The organism is Gemmatimonadaceae bacterium (assembly GCA_040882285.1).
GTDB lineage: Bacteria > Gemmatimonadota > Gemmatimonadetes > Gemmatimonadales > Gemmatimonadaceae > JACDCY01.
In genome coordinates this window covers 113,625-130,032 of record JBBEBQ010000007.1, presented here as the reverse complement: position 1 = coordinate 130,032, position 16,408 = coordinate 113,625, and the positions used below count along the sequence as shown (strand labels likewise).

Annotated in this window: 13 protein-coding genes; 3 read left to right on the top strand and 10 right to left on the bottom strand. The window is 65.7% G+C overall.

What is annotated here, in order from left to right; all coding sequences use genetic code 11:
- Positions 1-222: 222 nt before the first annotated feature.
- Both WEA80_04665 and WEA80_04660 read left to right on the top strand, forming a co-directional pair.
- Positions 223-3,345, top strand: coding sequence for a SusC/RagA family TonB-linked outer membrane protein (locus WEA80_04665; protein ID MEX1185860.1), 3,123 nt, complete (start codon positions 223-225; stop codon positions 3,343-3,345).
- A gap of 28 nt (positions 3,346-3,373) precedes the next feature.
- Positions 3,374-4,894 carry a RagB/SusD family nutrient uptake outer membrane protein gene (locus WEA80_04660; GenBank protein MEX1185859.1) on the top strand — a complete coding sequence of 507 codons (1,521 nt, stop codon included), beginning with the start codon at positions 3,374-3,376 and terminating at the stop codon, positions 4,892-4,894.
- Positions 4,895-5,023: 129 nt separating this feature from the next.
- Here the strand turns inward: WEA80_04660 and WEA80_04655 are convergent, their stop codons facing one another.
- From WEA80_04655 to WEA80_04640, 4 genes are read right to left on the bottom strand one after another with little or no spacing between them, the layout of a single operon-like run.
- Complete coding sequence (locus tag WEA80_04655; protein ID MEX1185858.1) at positions 5,024-5,176, bottom strand: DUF5989 family protein; 153 nt, start codon at positions 5,174-5,176, stop codon at positions 5,024-5,026.
- Between the two features lie 13 nt (positions 5,177-5,189).
- Positions 5,190-5,585 (bottom strand): SxtJ family membrane protein, encoded by a 396-nt coding sequence (locus tag WEA80_04650; GenBank protein ID MEX1185857.1) that lies wholly within the window; start codon positions 5,583-5,585, stop codon positions 5,190-5,192.
- 4 nt (positions 5,586-5,589) lie between these two features.
- Positions 5,590-7,416 carry a carbamoyltransferase gene (locus tag WEA80_04645; protein MEX1185856.1) on the bottom strand — a complete coding sequence of 609 codons (1,827 nt, stop codon included), beginning with the start codon at positions 7,414-7,416 and terminating at the stop codon, positions 5,590-5,592.
- 9 nt (positions 7,417-7,425) lie between these two features.
- Positions 7,426-7,794: an Ig-like domain-containing protein gene (locus WEA80_04640; GenBank protein MEX1185855.1), complete on the bottom strand. Its 369-nt coding sequence runs from the start codon at positions 7,792-7,794 to the stop codon at positions 7,426-7,428.
- Positions 7,795-7,849: 55 nt separating this feature from the next.
- On the opposite strand from WEA80_04640, the gene WEA80_04635 reads away from it, so the two are divergent.
- Positions 7,850-8,902 carry an aminopeptidase gene (locus WEA80_04635; GenBank protein ID MEX1185854.1) on the top strand — a complete coding sequence of 351 codons (1,053 nt, stop codon included), beginning with the start codon at positions 7,850-7,852 and terminating at the stop codon, positions 8,900-8,902.
- A 33-nt stretch (positions 8,903-8,935) separates the two neighbouring features.
- On the opposite strand, the gene WEA80_04630 is transcribed toward WEA80_04635, so the two are convergent.
- The 6 genes from WEA80_04630 to WEA80_04605 all read right to left on the bottom strand — a co-directional run bounded on the left by WEA80_04630 (position 8,936) and on the right by WEA80_04605 (position 16,367).
- On the bottom strand, positions 8,936-9,313 hold the full coding sequence (locus tag WEA80_04630) for a hypothetical protein (GenBank protein ID MEX1185853.1): 378 nt from the start codon (positions 9,311-9,313) through the stop codon (positions 8,936-8,938).
- A gap of 89 nt (positions 9,314-9,402) precedes the next feature.
- Positions 9,403-11,481 carry an ATP-dependent helicase gene (locus tag WEA80_04625; GenBank protein ID MEX1185852.1) on the bottom strand — a complete coding sequence of 693 codons (2,079 nt, stop codon included), beginning with the start codon at positions 11,479-11,481 and terminating at the stop codon, positions 9,403-9,405.
- A gap of 124 nt (positions 11,482-11,605) precedes the next feature.
- Positions 11,606-12,280, bottom strand: a complete 675-nt coding sequence (gene lipB / locus WEA80_04620) for a lipoyl(octanoyl) transferase LipB (protein ID MEX1185851.1) — start codon at positions 12,278-12,280, stop codon at positions 11,606-11,608.
- A 114-nt stretch (positions 12,281-12,394) separates the two neighbouring features.
- Positions 12,395-13,798: a dihydrolipoyl dehydrogenase gene (gene lpdA, locus WEA80_04615; GenBank protein MEX1185850.1), complete on the bottom strand. Its 1,404-nt coding sequence runs from the start codon at positions 13,796-13,798 to the stop codon at positions 12,395-12,397.
- Positions 13,799-13,895: 97 nt separating this feature from the next.
- On the bottom strand, positions 13,896-15,377 hold the full coding sequence (locus WEA80_04610; protein ID MEX1185849.1) for a pyruvate dehydrogenase complex dihydrolipoamide acetyltransferase: 1,482 nt from the start codon (positions 15,375-15,377) through the stop codon (positions 13,896-13,898).
- Positions 15,378-15,383: 6 nt separating this feature from the next.
- The gene (locus WEA80_04605; protein ID MEX1185848.1) at positions 15,384-16,367 is read right to left on the bottom strand and encodes a pyruvate dehydrogenase complex E1 component subunit beta; all 984 of its coding nucleotides are present in this window, start codon (positions 16,365-16,367) and stop codon (positions 15,384-15,386) included.
- Positions 16,368-16,408 lie beyond the last annotated feature (41 nt).

Below are 16,408 nucleotides of genomic sequence, written 5' to 3'. Positions count from 1 at the left end.
GGCTCCTCGCGGGGTCACGAGATAATCCTTGCGGAACGCCAGTCCCCGGCGGCATGTTGTGGGGCATCCCCCTACGAATCGCTCCGGTTCGCGCGGGCGGCAACTTCTCGAGCTGTTCATGAATCGGTACGTCAGGCATGCGTTGCCCGCGCATGTCCGGTGCATCGCTTCATACAGCCCGAGGCTTTTTGGCTTTCACCAGTGGTACCAGGAGGATCGAGCATGACAAGACTCGCACGTACGCGAATCACCGTCCCGCTCTTCGCGCTTGCACTGAGCCTGTTTGGTGCTCAGGAAGCGCAGACGCAGGCGGCGGTCATCACAGGTCGGGTGACCAACGAACAGGGCGCGCCGATTCCGGGCGCCAACGTCGCCATCCGGACTCTCGGAGTCGGGGCGCAGGCTGACGCCAGCGGCGACTACTCATTCACCGTGCCGGACGCGCAGGCGAACGGCCAAACGGTCGCCGTGACCGCCAGATTCATCGGCTTCACGCCGGCCACGCGCAACATCGCGCTGACCGCCGGAACGCAGACGGTGAACTTCTCCCTCCGCGCCGATCCGTTCCGCCTCGAAGAGGTGGTCGTGACGGGTGTCGCCACCGGGACGTCGCAGAAGAAGCTGACGTTCTCGGTCGCCACGGTCACTGAAGCTCAGATGAAGGAAGTTCCGGCCAGCTCGCCGATCGCAGCGCTTGCGGGCAAGATTTCAGGCGCGAGGATCGCGATCGGCCGCGGTAACCCCGGTTCGCAGCCGTCGATCCGCCTCCGCGGCTCGACCAACCTTGGCGTCGGTGGCAGCACGCCGCTGATCCTCGTTGACGGCGTCATCACGCGGAGCACGATCGCCGACATCGATGCGAACGACATCGAGTCCATCGAAGTCCTGAAGGGAGCGGCGGCCGCGTCGTTCTACGGCTCCGACGCCGCCAACGGCGTGGTGAGCATCACCACGAAGCGTGGCCGCGATCTCCCGGATAACAAGCTGGCGTTCACGCTGCGGTCCGAGTACGGGCAGTCGGGCTTCCAGCGCTACGTTCCGCTCAACCAGCACCACTTCTACGTCCTGAATCCCGACGGCCGAATTCGGGAGACGGCGGCAGGTCAGAGAGTCGTGGATACGGAGGGCGGCTTCGCCTACGCCGACAACTCGTACCCCGCTATCGGACCGGACCGGTGGCGCAACCAGCTGAAGACGTGGCTCGAAGACGGCGTCTTCTACAGCAACAACCTGCAGCTCGGACTGCGTCGCGGAAACACGAACTTCCACACCTCTTACACGGCCGACCGCAATCAGGGCGTCGTTCCGTTCACCAGCGGCCAGCACCGCCAGAACGTGCGGCTGAACGTTGACCAGGGGCTGGGCAGCAAGGCGGATCTCTCGCTCAGCACCACGTACGGAACCAATAAGAACGACTACAATCCGGACGACGCTCCATCCTGGTTCAGCTTCATGCAGATGCCGGGCGACGTGGATCTCCGGAATCCGAGCGGGTCGGATCCGGTTGAGTTTTACCCATTGATCCCGACCAACAAGTCGGCCAGCTCCCGTGTGAATCCGCTCTATGATCTGGTGAACCGGGAGTTCGACCTTCGGCGTGAGCGCATCATCGGCTCGGCGTCGTTGCGCTTTCGTCCGTTCGAGTGGCTCCGCCTCGAGACCAGTTACGGAACCGACCGTCTCAACCGGCTCCAGACCAGCTATGGGTACCGCGGGATTCTCGGTGAGACGGGTGTGCCTGAGGAGGGTGACCTCAGCCGCTTCACGCAAAACATAATCGGCGACAACATGGGCGCCCGCGCGATCGCGACCAAGCAGTTCGGCCCGATCCTCTCGACAACGGGCTTTGCCTACAACTACGAGCAGAACCGGCTGAGCCAGTTTTCCGCTGGCGGCAGCAAGTTGAACGTGAACGCCGTGCCGGATCTCGACGCGCTCGACCCGGCGCAGGTTTCCATCGGGTCGTTCCAATCGCTGTCGCGGTCCGAGAGCTACATGGGCTCGCAGGCGTTCGATATCAGAGATCGGTACCTGCTCGACTTCCTGATCCGGAACGACGGCTCATCGTTGTTCGGTCCCGGAAACCGCCGCGAGAGCTTCTATCGCATCTCCGGCGCGTGGCGTCTCAGCGAGGATTTCAGAATTCCTGGCGTGCAGGAGTTCAAGATCCGCGGGGCGCAGGGCACCGCCGGTCTGCGGCCGCAGTTCGCCAACCAGTACGAGACGTACTCGGTGAGCGACGGGCAGATCTCCAAGCAGCAGCAGGGTAACAGGCTGCTCAAGCCGGCGATCCAGACCGAGACGGAGTTCGGCATCAACACGAGCTTCGCCAACAGGTTCGATCTCGAGATCGTGCAGGCCAACCGCGTGACGGAAGGCGCGTTCCTGGCGATTCCGCTGTCGCTCGCGCAGTCCGGCGGCTTCAGCACGCAGGTACAGAACGCCGCCGACGTCTCGGCGAAGACCACCGAGATAGCGCTCCAGACGCGGGTGTTCGACCGGCCGAACTTCAGCTACTCGTTCAGCCTGACCGGCGATCACACGACCCAGAAGATCGACAAGCTGGGCCGCGCTCCGTTCCGCGTGAACCCGGAAAATCTGCAGGGGCAGGACGCCTTCTATTACTGGGAAGGTCAGCCGCTCGGCATCATCTATGGCACCAAGTGGGTTCGCACGTTTGCCGAGCTGAAGCAGAATCCGGCTAACGCGGCGGCGGTGGAGAGCGATTACATGGTTAACTCGCTCGGCTATCTGGTGGCCAAGAGCAACATCGGGTCTCCCATCAGATATGTCACGGCCGATGCAGATGGCCTCACCCAGAACCAGCACATCATCGGCGACGTGAATCCCGATTACAGCTTCGGCTTTGCGAACAACCTCCGCTGGAACGCCTTCTCTGTTTACGCCCTGCTCGACGGGCAGAGAGGCGGCAACATCTACAATTTCACCAAGCAGTGGATGTTCCAGGATGAACGCCACGGTGACCAGGACCAGTTCGGCAAGGCCGACGCGGACAAGATTCCGCAGAGCTTCTATTCGGGCGGCGTCAGCTTGTACAACGGTCTTGTCGCCAGCGATTACTTCGTCGAGGACGGCTCCTACGTCAAGCTGCGCGAGCTCTCCGTCGCGTACAGGCTGGGTGACCGTGCGCTTCAGGTCGCCGGCTTGAACCGGTTCGCCAGCGGCATCAAGCTGGCGCTGATCGGCCGCAACCTGCTCACGTGGACCGACTACAGCGGGTTCGATCCGGAAGTTACGTCCGGCACGGACTTCAACTTCCGCATGGACGGTTTCCGCTATCCCAACTTCCGGACATTCACGGGTCAGGTAGAGATCACGTTCTGATCTCTACCCCGACCGGGGAGCTAAATACATGACCAGATTTAGAAAGCTGTACACGATGGTTGGAGCCGGCGCGCTGCTGTTCGGTAGCGCCTGCGCCGACCTCGAAGTGACGAACCCGAACGCGCCGGACGTCGAGCGCGCTCTGGCTTCGGCTGAAGACGTGAAGAACCTCGCGGTCTCGACGATCAACTCGTGGTACCTCACGAGCACGTACCTCGAGCCGTACCTGGCAACATCGGTAACGGCCGACATGCTCACGGCGAACTACGGCAACTTCGGCATGAGGTTCAACAACCTGGAGCCGCGGATCGCGTACGAGAATCTCTCGGCGGGAGGCGATCGTGAGGTTGCCAGAGCGCCGTGGGACTTCAACTACAGCACGCTCGGCGCCGCGAACGACGCCCTGCGCGCGTTCGGCAGCGGAGTCGCTCTGGCCACCGCGGCAGAGACGGCGAAGTACAAGCACCTCGCGATGTTCACGCAGGCCGCTTCGCTGATGAACATCGCCCTGTGGTTCGACCAGGCGTTCATCGTGGATGAGACCTTCGATCCGAACGGCCCACGGCCTGAGCTCGAGCCTTACACGGCGATCTCGGCCGCGGCGCTGGCGAAGTGGGAGGCGCTGATTGCCTCGAGCGCCGGCAATACCGCTACGTACTCGCAGGGCGAGCTGCCGATGGTGGGCAACCTGACGGGTGCGAAGATCAACAGACTGGCGAACACCTTCGCCGCTCTGACCATGGCGTACACTCCACGGAACGCTACGGAGAACGCGGCGGTGAACTGGGCGAAGGTCGCCACGCTCGCCGACAAGGGCATCGGAACCGGTTCGGCCGGCGCTCCTTTCGACATGTTCGTTACCGGCGACCTCACCAACTGGTGGTCGTACATCAATTACTACGGCAACGAGAATAGCTGGACGCGGACGGACCATCGCCTCATCAATCTGATGGACGGTACGACCCCGCCGAAGTTCGACGGTACGGTCCCGCCCAAGGGCACGTCGCCGGATGCCCGGTACGAGTCGGACTTCCAGTACTGCCAGGCCAGCAATCCACCGGCTACGGGAACCGTGGCTTCCTGTACGACGCCTGTACTCGGCGATCCCGGCAGAGGGATCTACATGCAGAGCGTCTGGTACCACAGGAGATACGCGCACCACGCTCGCACGACGTCAACCACGCGCGGCCAAACTCCGGTGCCATACATCCTGGCGGCCGAGAGCGATCTGCTTAGAGCGGAAGCGCTGATCCGGTCGGGTGGCAGCAAGACGACGGCCGCCACGCTCATCAACAACAGCCGCGTGACGCGGGGCAGTCTGCCCGCGCTGACCGGCGTCGAGGACAATGCTACGCTGCTCGCCGCGATAGACTACGAGCGTCAGGTCGAGTTGTTCAGCACCAACGGGCTCGATCTGCAGAGAGCCCGCCAGGGTCTCACGGCGCGGTTGCAGGCGGGAACGTTCCGCCACCTCCCGATTCCTGCGAAGGAGCTGGAGACGCTTGGTCTGCCGATTTACACCTTCGGTGGTCCCGGCAAGGAACAGTAAGCTTCACAGCTCCACGTAATACAGCCGGGTGCGCGTCTTCGGACGCGCACCCGGTTTTCTGTTAGCTCTTAGCTGAGCTGTTGGCTCTTGGCTCACTAACAGCCAATAGCCAATAGCCAATAGCTGTCGTTAGAAGATCGAGTAGATGAACGGGGCGAGCGCCGTCCCCTGAGCGAGGAACAACAAGCCGCTGATCAGGACCATCACCAGGATGATCGGCGCCAGCCACAGCTTCTTCCGCTCGCGCATGAAGGCCCACAGCTCCTTTATAACGGACAGCATTGGACGGCCTCCACTAGAATTGGCGCTCGAGCCGTGACTTGTCCGGCAGCGGAGCGCGCGGCTGCCAGTATGAGTCCGGGGCCGCGCGACGGCCGGTAAATGCGCGCCGCAGGAGCCCCGTGGGCGTGAGGACGACGTAGTACACGATAGCCAGCAGGATCGGCGTCGTCACGCGGCCGATGGCTTCTCCCAGCTTCATCCAGCCCCTGCGGACCGGCTCCAGCCTTCCCGGGACCGCGAGTCCCGCGACGAAAGAGATGACCGCCAGCGCCAGCGCGACCCCCGTGAGCGCCGGCATGCCGCGCCAGAGGCTGACCAGCGCCACGAAGACGAACCCCGCCGTCATGGTGAAGGCGAAGACCCGTCCGGTGTGCCCGAGGTCGTCGGGCCGCGTCGTTGCCGGAGTCATGCGCTCAATCCAGCCCGGTCGCGCCGGTGCCGGGCGCGGCGGCGGCCAGCGAGGCTTCATCCTGGCCCGCGCGCCGCACGATGAACGGGCCGATCACCAGCGCGTCCAGCCGCGTGCGGGCGAAGCAGGCGTACGCATCGCGCGGCGTACACACGATCGGCTCGCCGCGAACGTTGAAGGACGTGTTCACCACCACCGGGCAGCCCGTGAGACGGTCGAAGCTCGCGATCACCTCGTAGAATTCCGGGTTTTCCCGGCGTGACACGGTCTGCACGCGAGCGGAGTGGTCGAGATGCGTGACGGCCGGGATGTCGGAGCGCACCTCGTGGACGCGCGGCAGCCCGTCGAGTCCGGTCTCGCCGGGTGTTCGCCGTCTGGTCTCGGCCACCGGGTACACGACCGTCATGTACGGCGCGTCGCCTTTGATCTCGAAATATTCCGTCGCCCGCTCGCTCAGCACGCTGGGCGCGAACGGCCGGAATCCTTCGCGGAACTTGATCTTCTGATTGATCCTGGACTGCATGTCGGGATCGCGCGCGTCGGCCAGGATGCTGCGCGCGCCCAAGGCCCGCGGGCCGAACTCCATCCGTCCCTGGAACCAGCCCACGACCTGCCCGTCGGCGATCATGGCGGCCGCGGCGTCGGCGGGCGTGGTACCACGCACCTCTTGGTACCGCGCGCCCGAAGCGTCGAGCGTGTCCCGGATGGCCTCGGCTCCGAACGCGGGGCCGAGCAGCGCGGCGCGCATGGAGTCGCCCGTCGGAGCCGGCCGTGGCGTGCCGAAGTACTTGTGGCGCGCGACATACGCGGCGCCGAGGGCACCGCCCGCGTCCCCCGCCGCCGGCTGCACCCAGACTTCGGAGAACGGGCCCTCGCGCACAAGCCGGCCGTTGGCCACCGCGTTCAAGGCGACGCCGCCGGCCATGCAAAGGTTGGCCAGGCCGGTGCGCCGGTGCGCGTGCCGGGCCATCGCCAGCACGATGTCCTCGCACACGACCTGGACCGAGCTGGCCAGATCCATCTCCCGCTGCGTGATCGGGGCCTCCGGCTTCCGTGGTGGTCCGTCGAACAGCTGGTCGAACCGCCGGTTGGTCATTCGCAGGCCGCCGCGGTAGTCGAAGTACCGCTGGTCGAGACGGAAGGAGCCGTCGTCGAGCGCGTCGAGCAGATGGGAGTAGATCCGGTCCACGTATCGCGGCTGACCAAAGGGCGCGAGCCCCATCAGCTTGTATTCGCCGCTGTTCACCTTGAAGCCAGCCTGGTAGGTGAATGCCGAGTAAAGCAGTCCGACCGAGTCGGGGAAGCGGAGGTCCTCGAGCAGCTCCAGCTCCGCGCCTCGACCGACCCCGATGGTGGCCGTGGCCCATTCACCGACGCCGTCGATCGTGAGCACGGCGGCCTCGTCGAACGGGGAAGGATAGTACGCGCTGGCGGCGTGCGACTCGTGGTGCTCGGCGTACAACAGCTTGCCGCCGTAGCCGCTCAGCCCCTCACGAAGGTCGCGCTCGGCGAAGAGACGCTCCTTCATCCACAGGGGGCCGGCGCGGCGGAACGAGCCGAATCCCCGGGGCGCTATGTCGAGGTACGTCTCGAGCAGACGCTCGAACTTGAGCAGAGGCTTCTCGTAAAAGACAACGGCGTCGAGATCGCCGGCGGCGATTCCGCCCGCGTCCAGGCAGTACCGGGCGGCATTTCCCGGGAAGCGCTCGTCGCCCTTCAGCCGGGTGAAGCGCTCTTCCTGCGCGGCTGCGACGATCCCCTCGGCGTCGAGGAGGCACGCGGCGCTGTCGTGATAGAACGCGGATATTCCGAGGACGTATCCGCTAGCCACCCGCGGCTCCTACTGCACGCCCCCGTCGTTCGCCGTCACGTTGATCAGCCTGCCCAGGGACTTGATGCCGTCCGCCGTGGCGGTGATCTCGGTGCTGCCCACTGCCACGCCGGTCACCAGTCCGGCATTGGAGACGGTGGCTTTCGAGGGATCGGACGACTCCCATTTGTCGATCCTCTCGTCCACCCGGTCCCCGCTCCAGGTTACCGCACGCCCCTCGAGCTGGAGCGTAGCTCCGACCTGCACGGAGTATCCGCTCGCGGAGAAAACGGTGACCTGCGCGACTTCGTTGAACATGGGGTCGACTTCGTCCGCGCATCCCATGACGGCTGCCATTGCGACGGCGCCGATCGAAAGCATGAACCTCTTCCTGAGCATTTCTCCTCCCTGGTATCGAGCCATATTATTACGAAAGATACCTATGCCGCATTACATGAACAGGACCACTCAGGTCCTCGCGTTGGTCGCGTTGCTGGGTATCGCCCAGGGGTGCTACCTCGGGCGGGCGGCGGTCGAGGAGGCCAGGATTCTCGCCGGCCGGCGGCCGATTCAGCGGCTGATCGACGACCCCGCCCTGGCGGACTCGGTGAGACAGAAGCTCCGGCTCGTCCTCGCCGCGCGCCGGTTCGCGGCGGATTCCCTGGGCCTCGATCCGGGGGGCAGCTTTACGACGTTCACGGACATCGGGCGCGACACGCTCCTACTCGTGCTGAGCGCCGCGCGGCGCGACTCACTCGCGGGCTACAGCTGGCGATACCCGGTCGTCGGACGGCTGCCGTATCGCGGCTTCTTCGACCTGGACGACGCGCTGAAGGCGCGCCGCGAGCTGGAGGAGAAGGGCTACGACACGTATCTGAGAACGTCGGACGCCTTCAGCACGCTGGGCTGGTTCGAGGACCCACTGCTCAGCACCACGCTGCGGCACGACTCGCTCGATCTCGTCAACACCGTGATCCACGAGATCACGCACAGCACGTACTTCCCGAAGGGCCAGGCGATCTTCAACGAGTCGTTCGCCAGCTTCGTGGGCGCGCGGGGCGCGGAGAGATTCTTTCGCTCGCGCGGATCGGTGGATGCCGCGGCGCGGAGCGACGCTTCGTGGCGCGACCAGAAGGTGCTGAGCGCGTTCTGGGCGTCGCTGTCACGCTCGCTGGACTCGGCGTTCGCCGCGCATCCGGAGAGCCGCGAGCGCCGGCTGCTCGCGCGCGACACCGTGTACGCGCACGCGCGCCGCGCGCTCGTCGACAGCGTCGGACCGCTGCTGCGCACGATCGGCCCGTGGTACGCCGAGCGCGTGCCGCTGAACAACGCGTACGTTCTGGCCCGCGTGGTTTACGCCAACGAGCTGGCGCTGTTCGACGAGATCTACTGGGCCGAAGACCGCGACCTGCGCGCTACGATCGCGACGGTGCTGCGTCTGGCGAAGGGGTCGCCGAACGACCCCTTCGGCGCGATTCGGCAATGGCTTCGGCTGCGCGGCGGCTAGTCATCGCCGACCGGTCGCCAATCGGCCGTGTCATCAGACAGGTGGATTCACAGTCACCCTGACGGAGCCGGTCACCCCTTGGGCGGTGCCTATGAGGTCGGCCGCTCCTACGGCTAGTCCTGTCACGGTCGCGCGGTTTACCAGGTTCCCGTCGACTGTCACTATCTCGCCTGACACGCTGATGACGGCCGAGTTGGACACGCTCCACGTGACCAGTTCGTCCACGCGCACGCCGTAGTTCGTGATGGCGCGCCCCTCGAACTGGAGCGTTTGATTTATCCCCATGCTGCGGATCACGCCTATAACGGCGACGTCGGTGACCACCTCGGGCTCGGCCGGATCGCTGCAGCTGACCGCGGTTGCAGCGAGAAGGACGGCGAGGGCTCGCGACACTGACTGGTTAAGGACCACGTGACTCTCCGGGTTGACGGTCCTTCTATGATATGAACGGGGGCATTGTAGCGCACCCCTCAACGCACTTGGAGGGCCAGTTGGTGGGGCTAGCCTCCGAACCGCCCCCGCAACAGCGCCCGCAGATCCACGGTCGGCAGCTGGACCTCTGGCGCCGCTTCCGCCGCGGGCGCCGCCAGAGTCACGCGCTCCATCTTCTCCCGCACGCCCGCGTCGATGAACCGCGAGAGCTGGGCGACGAAGTAGTCCGAGCCCATGCGCGAGCCGTAGCTGTTCAGCGGGTAGATCACGGCGAGGTGGTCGCGCGCGCGCGTCATCGCGACGTACATGAGCCGGCGCTCCTCCTCCAGCTGTTCGGGATCGGACAATGAACGCGAAGAAGGAAACCAGCCGTCCAGCGCCCAAATGACGAACACCGCGTCCCATTCCTTGCCCTTGGCTGAATGCGCAGTGCTCAGCACCAGGCAGTCGTCCTCGCTGCGGGACTTGTCGCCGACCAGGTCCTGCGTGGCCTGCGGCGGCTCGAGCGCGAGCGCCGAGAGAAACGCTTCGCGGTCGGGATAGCCGGCGGCGATGACCTGGAGCTGGTCGAGGTCGGCCAGGCGCGGCTCCGGCCGGTCGTACCGCTCTTTCAGGATCGCGTCGTACATCGAGCGCACGCCCGCGATCTCCGCGCTGACGGATCCGGCATCGGCGCTCTCGCGCGTGCGCAGTGTGTCCAGGAGCGCGACGAGCGCGGCGTGCGCGGCTCGCGCGCGCGGGGGAGGGTTGTATCTGCCGAACGCGCCCGACTCCCACGCGAGCGCGGCCATCGCGTCGATCGCGGCCCGCGCCGTCGTCTCACCGATGCCGGGCAGGAGCTGGAGGATCCGGTACCAGCTGACTTCATCGCGCGGGTTCTCGAGGATGCGCAGGAACGCGAGCACGTCCTTCACGTGCGCCGTCTCCAGGAACTTGATCCCGCCCCACTTCTCGAACGGGATCTTCCGGTTGGTCAGCTCGATCTCGAGGTCCGCCGACATGTACCCGGCGCGGAACAGCACGGCCATGTCGCGCAGGCTCATTCCTTCCTCGTGCAGCTCGAGGATCCGGTCTACCACGAACGTGGTTTGCTGCTGCTCGTCGCGCGCGGCGACGAGCCACGGCTTCTCCCCGATCGTCCGCTCGGTCCAGAGATGCTTGGTGAACCGCTCCTGCGCCCGCGCGATCAGCTCGTTGGTGACGTCCAGGATGTCCGGAGTGCTGCGATAATTCTGCTCGAGCGGGACGATCGTGGTGCCCGGGAACTGCTTGGGGAAATCGAGAATGTTGCGGAAGTTCGCGCCGCGGAACGAGTAGATGCTCTGCGCGTCGTCGCCGACGACGGTGATGTTCGAGTGCGTCCGGCACATGCCGCGGAGGATCCGCGCCTGGAGCGCGTTCGTGTCCTGGTACTCGTCCACCAGGATGTGGTCGTACAGCGCCGCGATCCGGTCGGCCAGCGCCGGCGCTTCCTCCAGCAGCCCCGCCCAGAACAGCAGCAGGTCGTCGTAGTCCACGAGATTCCGCTCGTGCTTCCGCTTCGTGTAATCGCCGTAAATCTTGCGGAAGTCGTCGATGTAGTCGGTGAACTGCGGGTACTCGTCGCGAATGATCTCCTTGATGTCGAAGCCCGTGTTCACGTGCCGCGAGTACACGTACTGCAGCGATTCCTTCTTGGGGAACCGCTTCGCGCCCTTGGCGTAGCCGAGCTGCGCGCGGGAGAGCTGCATCAGGTCCTCGGAGTCGCCCTGGTCCATGATGCTGAAGTCCCTGGGGATTCCCGCGCCCTCGCCGAAGCGCCGCAGCAGCCGGTGCCCGGTGGCGTGAAACGTCCCGCCGTGCACGCTGCGGCTGCTGCCACCGGCGAGTCGCTCGGCCCGTGACAGCATCTCCTGCGCCGCGCGCCGCGTGAAGGTGAGCAGGAGAATTCGCTCCGGTCTTATGCCGCGCTCGATGAGGTGCGCAACGCGGTATACCAGCGTGCGCGTCTTGCCGGTGCCCGCGCCCGCGATGATCAGCAGCGGCCCGTCGCCGTGCGTGGCCGCGGCCGCTTGGACGGGATTGAGGTCGGCGGCAAGATCGCCCCGCGCCGGCGCGGCGTTGGGGACGCGCGCGCGCGGCTGGTAGGTACGCGGAGTGTCGGTCACTGCTCCAAATATACGGCTGCACCCCGTTCAGCCTCGATTCGCTGCTCACCCGGATGCGGAACGGCACCGCGTACGTGAACGTGCACACCAGCGCGAATCCCGGCGGGGAGATCCGCGGGCAGATTCAGCGCAACTGATCCAGCGGCACCGTCACCGGGGTGAGGTCGAAGAGCCTGGCGAGCGCGTTGGTGGCTGTCCGCGCGACGCGCTCGAAGGCCACCCCGCCGGAGGGCAGCTCGCGCGCGATCGAGGTCATCGTCACGTCCTGGATGCCGCAGGGGACGATCAGGTCGAAGTAAGAGAGGTCGGTGGTCACGTTGAGCGCGAACCCGTGCCAGGTCACCCAGTCGCGCGCGTGCACGCCTATGGACGCGATCTTCTTCCCGCCGGTCCACACGCCGGTGTAGCCGCTGTTCCGTCCGGCGGCGATCCCGAGCATTTCCAGCGTGTCGATGAGTGACTGCTCGATCGTCCGCAGGTACCAGTGCAGGTCCTGCTTGTGCCGCTTGAGGTCGATGATCGGGTAGCCGACCAACTGACCGGGGCCGTGAAACGTCACGTCGCCGCCGCGCTCCACCTCGAACAGCTCGACGCCGCGCAGCCTCAGCAGCTCGGGCGACGCCGTCAGGTGCGCGTCCTTGCTCGATCTCCCCAGGGTGACGACGGGCGGATGCTCCATGAGCAGCAGCACGTCTTCGGGGATCTTCCCCGAGATGCGGTCGGCGGCCACGGCGCGCTGCAGCTCCAGCGCTTCGCCGTAGGGCATGGTGTGGAGGTCGGCGACCCAGAGCTCGGGCATGCAGGTGACTGGTGACTAGTGACTAGTGACTAGTAACGGCAACTGCCCCATGCCGAGCCGTTCCCGCAGTTCCGCTTCCACTAGTCACTAGTCACAAGTCACTAGTCACCAATCTCATGCGTGAATCAATCGTCCAAGCGAGTCGAGCGCCGCTTCAGCAACAGCCTCGGCCAAAGTGGGATGAGCATGAACCGCGAGGTCAATCTCCTCTACCGTGAACTCGTTCTCCCGCGCCACGGCCAGCTCGTGGATCAGCTCGGTCGCGTGCGCGCCGACGATGTGCGCGCCGAGGATCTCGCCGTACTTCGCGTCGCGGATGATCTTCACGAAGCCCTCGGTCTCGCCGGACGTGCGCGCCCGGCCGTTGGCGGAGAAGGGAAACTTGCCGACCTTGTACTCGAGCTTCTGCTCCTTGCACTGCTGCTCGGTCAGCCCGATGGACGCGACCTCGGGATGACAGTAAGTGGCGTTCGGGATGTTCGAGTAGTTGACCCCGTGCGTCGCGTGGCCCGCCAGGATCTCCGCCAGCACCAAGCCCTCGCGCGATCCCTTGTGCGCCAGCATCGGCGGGCCGGCCACGTCGCCGATCGCGCAGATGCCCTTCGCGCTCGTCTCCATCCGCTCGTTGATCTCGACGAAGCCGCGGTCGTTGATCTTGACCCCCGCCTCCTTGAGGCCGATGTCGTCAATGTTCGGCGCGCGTCCGGCGGCGACGAGGACCTTCTCGACTTCCAGGTCGTTCTTCTTCCCGCCCGCCTCGACGGTCAGCTTCACCGAGCTCTTACCGACCTTCACGTTCGAGATCTTCGCGCCGGTGATCACGTCGATCTTCCGCTTCTTGAACGCTCTCGTCAGCTCGGCCGAGCAGTCGGCATCCTCGAGCGGGAGAATGACGGGCGCGATGTCGATCAGCGTCACCGCCGTGCCGAAGGCGTTGAACACGTCCGCGAACTCGCAGCCGACGGCGCCGGCTCCGACTATCGCCATCGTCTTCGGCGCCTGCTCGAGCGTCAGCGCCTCGTCGGAGGAGATGACGGTCGTCTTGTTGAGCTCGAGGCCGGCCTGCGGCAGCCCCTTCACCCGCGAGCCGGTGGAGATCACTATCGCCTTTTTCGCGTCGTGCTTCTCGTCTTTCCCGTCCGCGGTCTTGACCGACACCGCGTTCTTGCCAGCGAGCTTTGCCGTGCCCTTGATGTGCGTGATCTTGTTCTTCTTGAAGAGGAACTCGACGCCCTTCGAGTTCTGCGTGCTAACCGCGCGCGAGCGTTTCATCGCGACCGAGTAGTCGAGCTTGACCTCGCCGACATTCACCCCGAACTCGGACGCGTGCTTCACCCGGTTGGCGATGGACGCCGCCTCGAGCAGCGCCTTGGCGGGGATGCATCCCCATAGCACGCAGGTGCCGCCGAGTCCGTCGCGCTCGACGACCGCGACTGACAGGCCGAGCTGCGCGCTGCGAATGGCGCCGACATATCCTGCCGGTCCGCCGCCGATGAAGATCACGTCAAAGGAAGGCATGGCTATTGGCTGTTGGCTGTTGGCTGTTGGCTACTGCCCTGCAGGTCTGTGGCCAAGAGCCAACAGCCAATAGCCAATAGCAAGGTTGAGTGGCGCATTAGTAGACGAGCATGAGCGGATTCTCGATGAGACGCCGCAGCGTCTGGAGGAACTTCGCGCCCGTGGCGCCGTCGATGACGCGGTGATCGCAGCTCATGGTCACGTTCATTCGCTTGCGGATGGCGGGCGCGCCGTCGACCGCGACGACGCGCTCCTCCACGCCGCCGACCGCGAGGATCCCTGCTTCGGGCGGATTGATTATCGCGGTGAAGTGGTCGATCCCGAACATCCCGAGGTTCGATACGGAGAACGTCGCGCCCGTGTACTCCTCGGGCTTCAACTTTCGGTCACGGGCTCGCTTGGCCAGCTCGCGCGCCTCGCGCGAGATGTCGGCGAGACCCTTTGTGTCGGCGTCGAAGATCACCGGCGTTATGAGTCCGTCGTCGACGGCGACCGCCATCCCGACGTGCACGCGGTTGAAGTAGCGCATCTTGTCGCCGAGCCAGTGCGCGTTCACCTCCGGGTGCTGCTGCAGCGCGGTCGCCACGGCCTTCAGCACGATGTCGTTGAACGACACCTTGTACTGATCACCGAGCTCGATCATCGCCTCGCGCATCTCCGCGACGCGCTCGACGTCGAGCTCCGAGGTGAGATAGAATGTCGGCACGGGGCCGATCGACTCGGCCAGCCGGCGCGCGATAATCTTCCGGATCTGCGTGAGCGGGATGTCCTGGTAGTCACCCTCGGTGGAGATCTTTCGCTCGGCCACCGGCACCGCGGCGCGCTGCGCGCCCGGCGCGGCGGCGCCGCGCTGAGGCTGAGCCGCGGCCTGCTCGATGTCGCGCTTGACGATGCGGCCGCCCGGACCGGATCCCTGTACGCTGCCCAGCTCGACCCCGCGGTCGGAAGCGAGCTTGCGCGCGAGCGGGGAGGAGCGCACGCGATCGCCCGACTCGGCCCGGCCGCTGCCCGCCGCCGCCCCGCGCGCGTCGGTTGCGAATCGCTGGGCGCCTCGGCGGTCGCGTTCCTGCGGCGGCATCGATGCCTCGCCCTGGGAATGCGAGGGATCTTCCGGAACGGAGGTTCGGCCGTCGGCTACGCGGTCCGCGGGGGGCTTGGACGGTACGTCCCCCTCCGCGGGCGGCGCTTTGTCTGTGTCGGCGGGGGATCTGGCCGGCGCGCCTTCCTCCGCGGGCGCCACCTTTTCATCGGGAGCGGCTGCCGCTGGCTGCGCACCTTCCGCTTTGGGCGGGGCTTCCGCGGCCGCGGGCGCGCCGGCCGCCAGCTCGTCGATGTTCTCGTCGGCCGCGGCCACGATCGCGATCAGCTGCCCGACCGGCGCCGTGTCGCCCTCGTTGATCAGCCGCTTGCGCAGCACGCCGTCGCCGCGCGCGACCAGCTCCATCACGGCCTTGTCGGTCTCGACCTCCGCGAGGATCTCGCCGGACTTGACGGCGTCACCTTCGTTCTTCGTCCATTTGACGAGGCGGCCCTCTTCCATCGTCGGCGAGAGCGCCTCCATCACGACTTTAGTGGCCATTGGCGATCACTCGAGGTACAGGACTTTGCGCACGGCGGCGGTCAGCTTCTGCGCGTCGGGCTTGGCCGCGCGCTCCAGATTCTTGGCGTACGGCATCGGCACGTCGGCCTGGTGCACGCGCAGCACCGGCGCGTCGAGAAAATCGAAGCACTCGCGCTGGATGTAATCCACGACCTGGGCGCCGACGCCGCACAGCTCCCAGCCTTCCTCGACGACGACCGCCCTGTTCGTCTTCTTCACCGATTCGGCGATCGCCTCGACGTCCATCGGGCGCACCGTGCGCAGGTCGATGACGTCGATGCTGATCCCCTCCTTCGCGAGCGCGTCCGCGACCTGGATCGCGATGAGCACCGTCTTGCCGTGCGCGATGATCGAGCAGTGCTCGCCCTCGCGCTTGCGCTCGGCTTTGCCAAGGGGGATGAGGATCTCCTCGCCCTCGGGGACATCGCCCTTGGTGTTGTACAGCATCTCGCCTTCCAGGAAGACCACCGGGTTCTCGTCCCGGATCGCGCTCTTCAGCAGCCCTTTCGCGTCGTACGGCGTCGCCGGCGTGACGACCTTTAGCCCGGGAATGTGGGCGAGCCAGCTCTCCCACGCCTGCGAATGCTGCGCGGAAAGCTGCAGTGCCGCGCCGTTCGGGCCGCGGAATACCATCGGCATGGGGAACTGGCCGTTGGACATGTACAGCATCTTGGCCGCTGAGTTCACCACCTGGTCCAGAGCGAGCAGCGCGAAGTTCCAGGTCATGAACTCGATGATCGGACGCAGCCCGACCATCGCCGCGCCGACGCCGATGCCGGCGAAGCCCAGCTCCGCGATCGGCGTGTCCACCACGCGCATCGGGCCGAACTGGTCCAGCAGGCCGCGCGACACCTTGTACGCGCCGTTGTACTCCCCGACTTCCTCGCCCATCAGGAAGACGCGGTCGTCGCGCTGTATCTCCTCACGGAGGGCTTGGTTCAAGGCATCACGGTACGTAACAATCGACATAGTGTGACTAGTGACTAGTGACTAGTGACTTGTAACTGCAA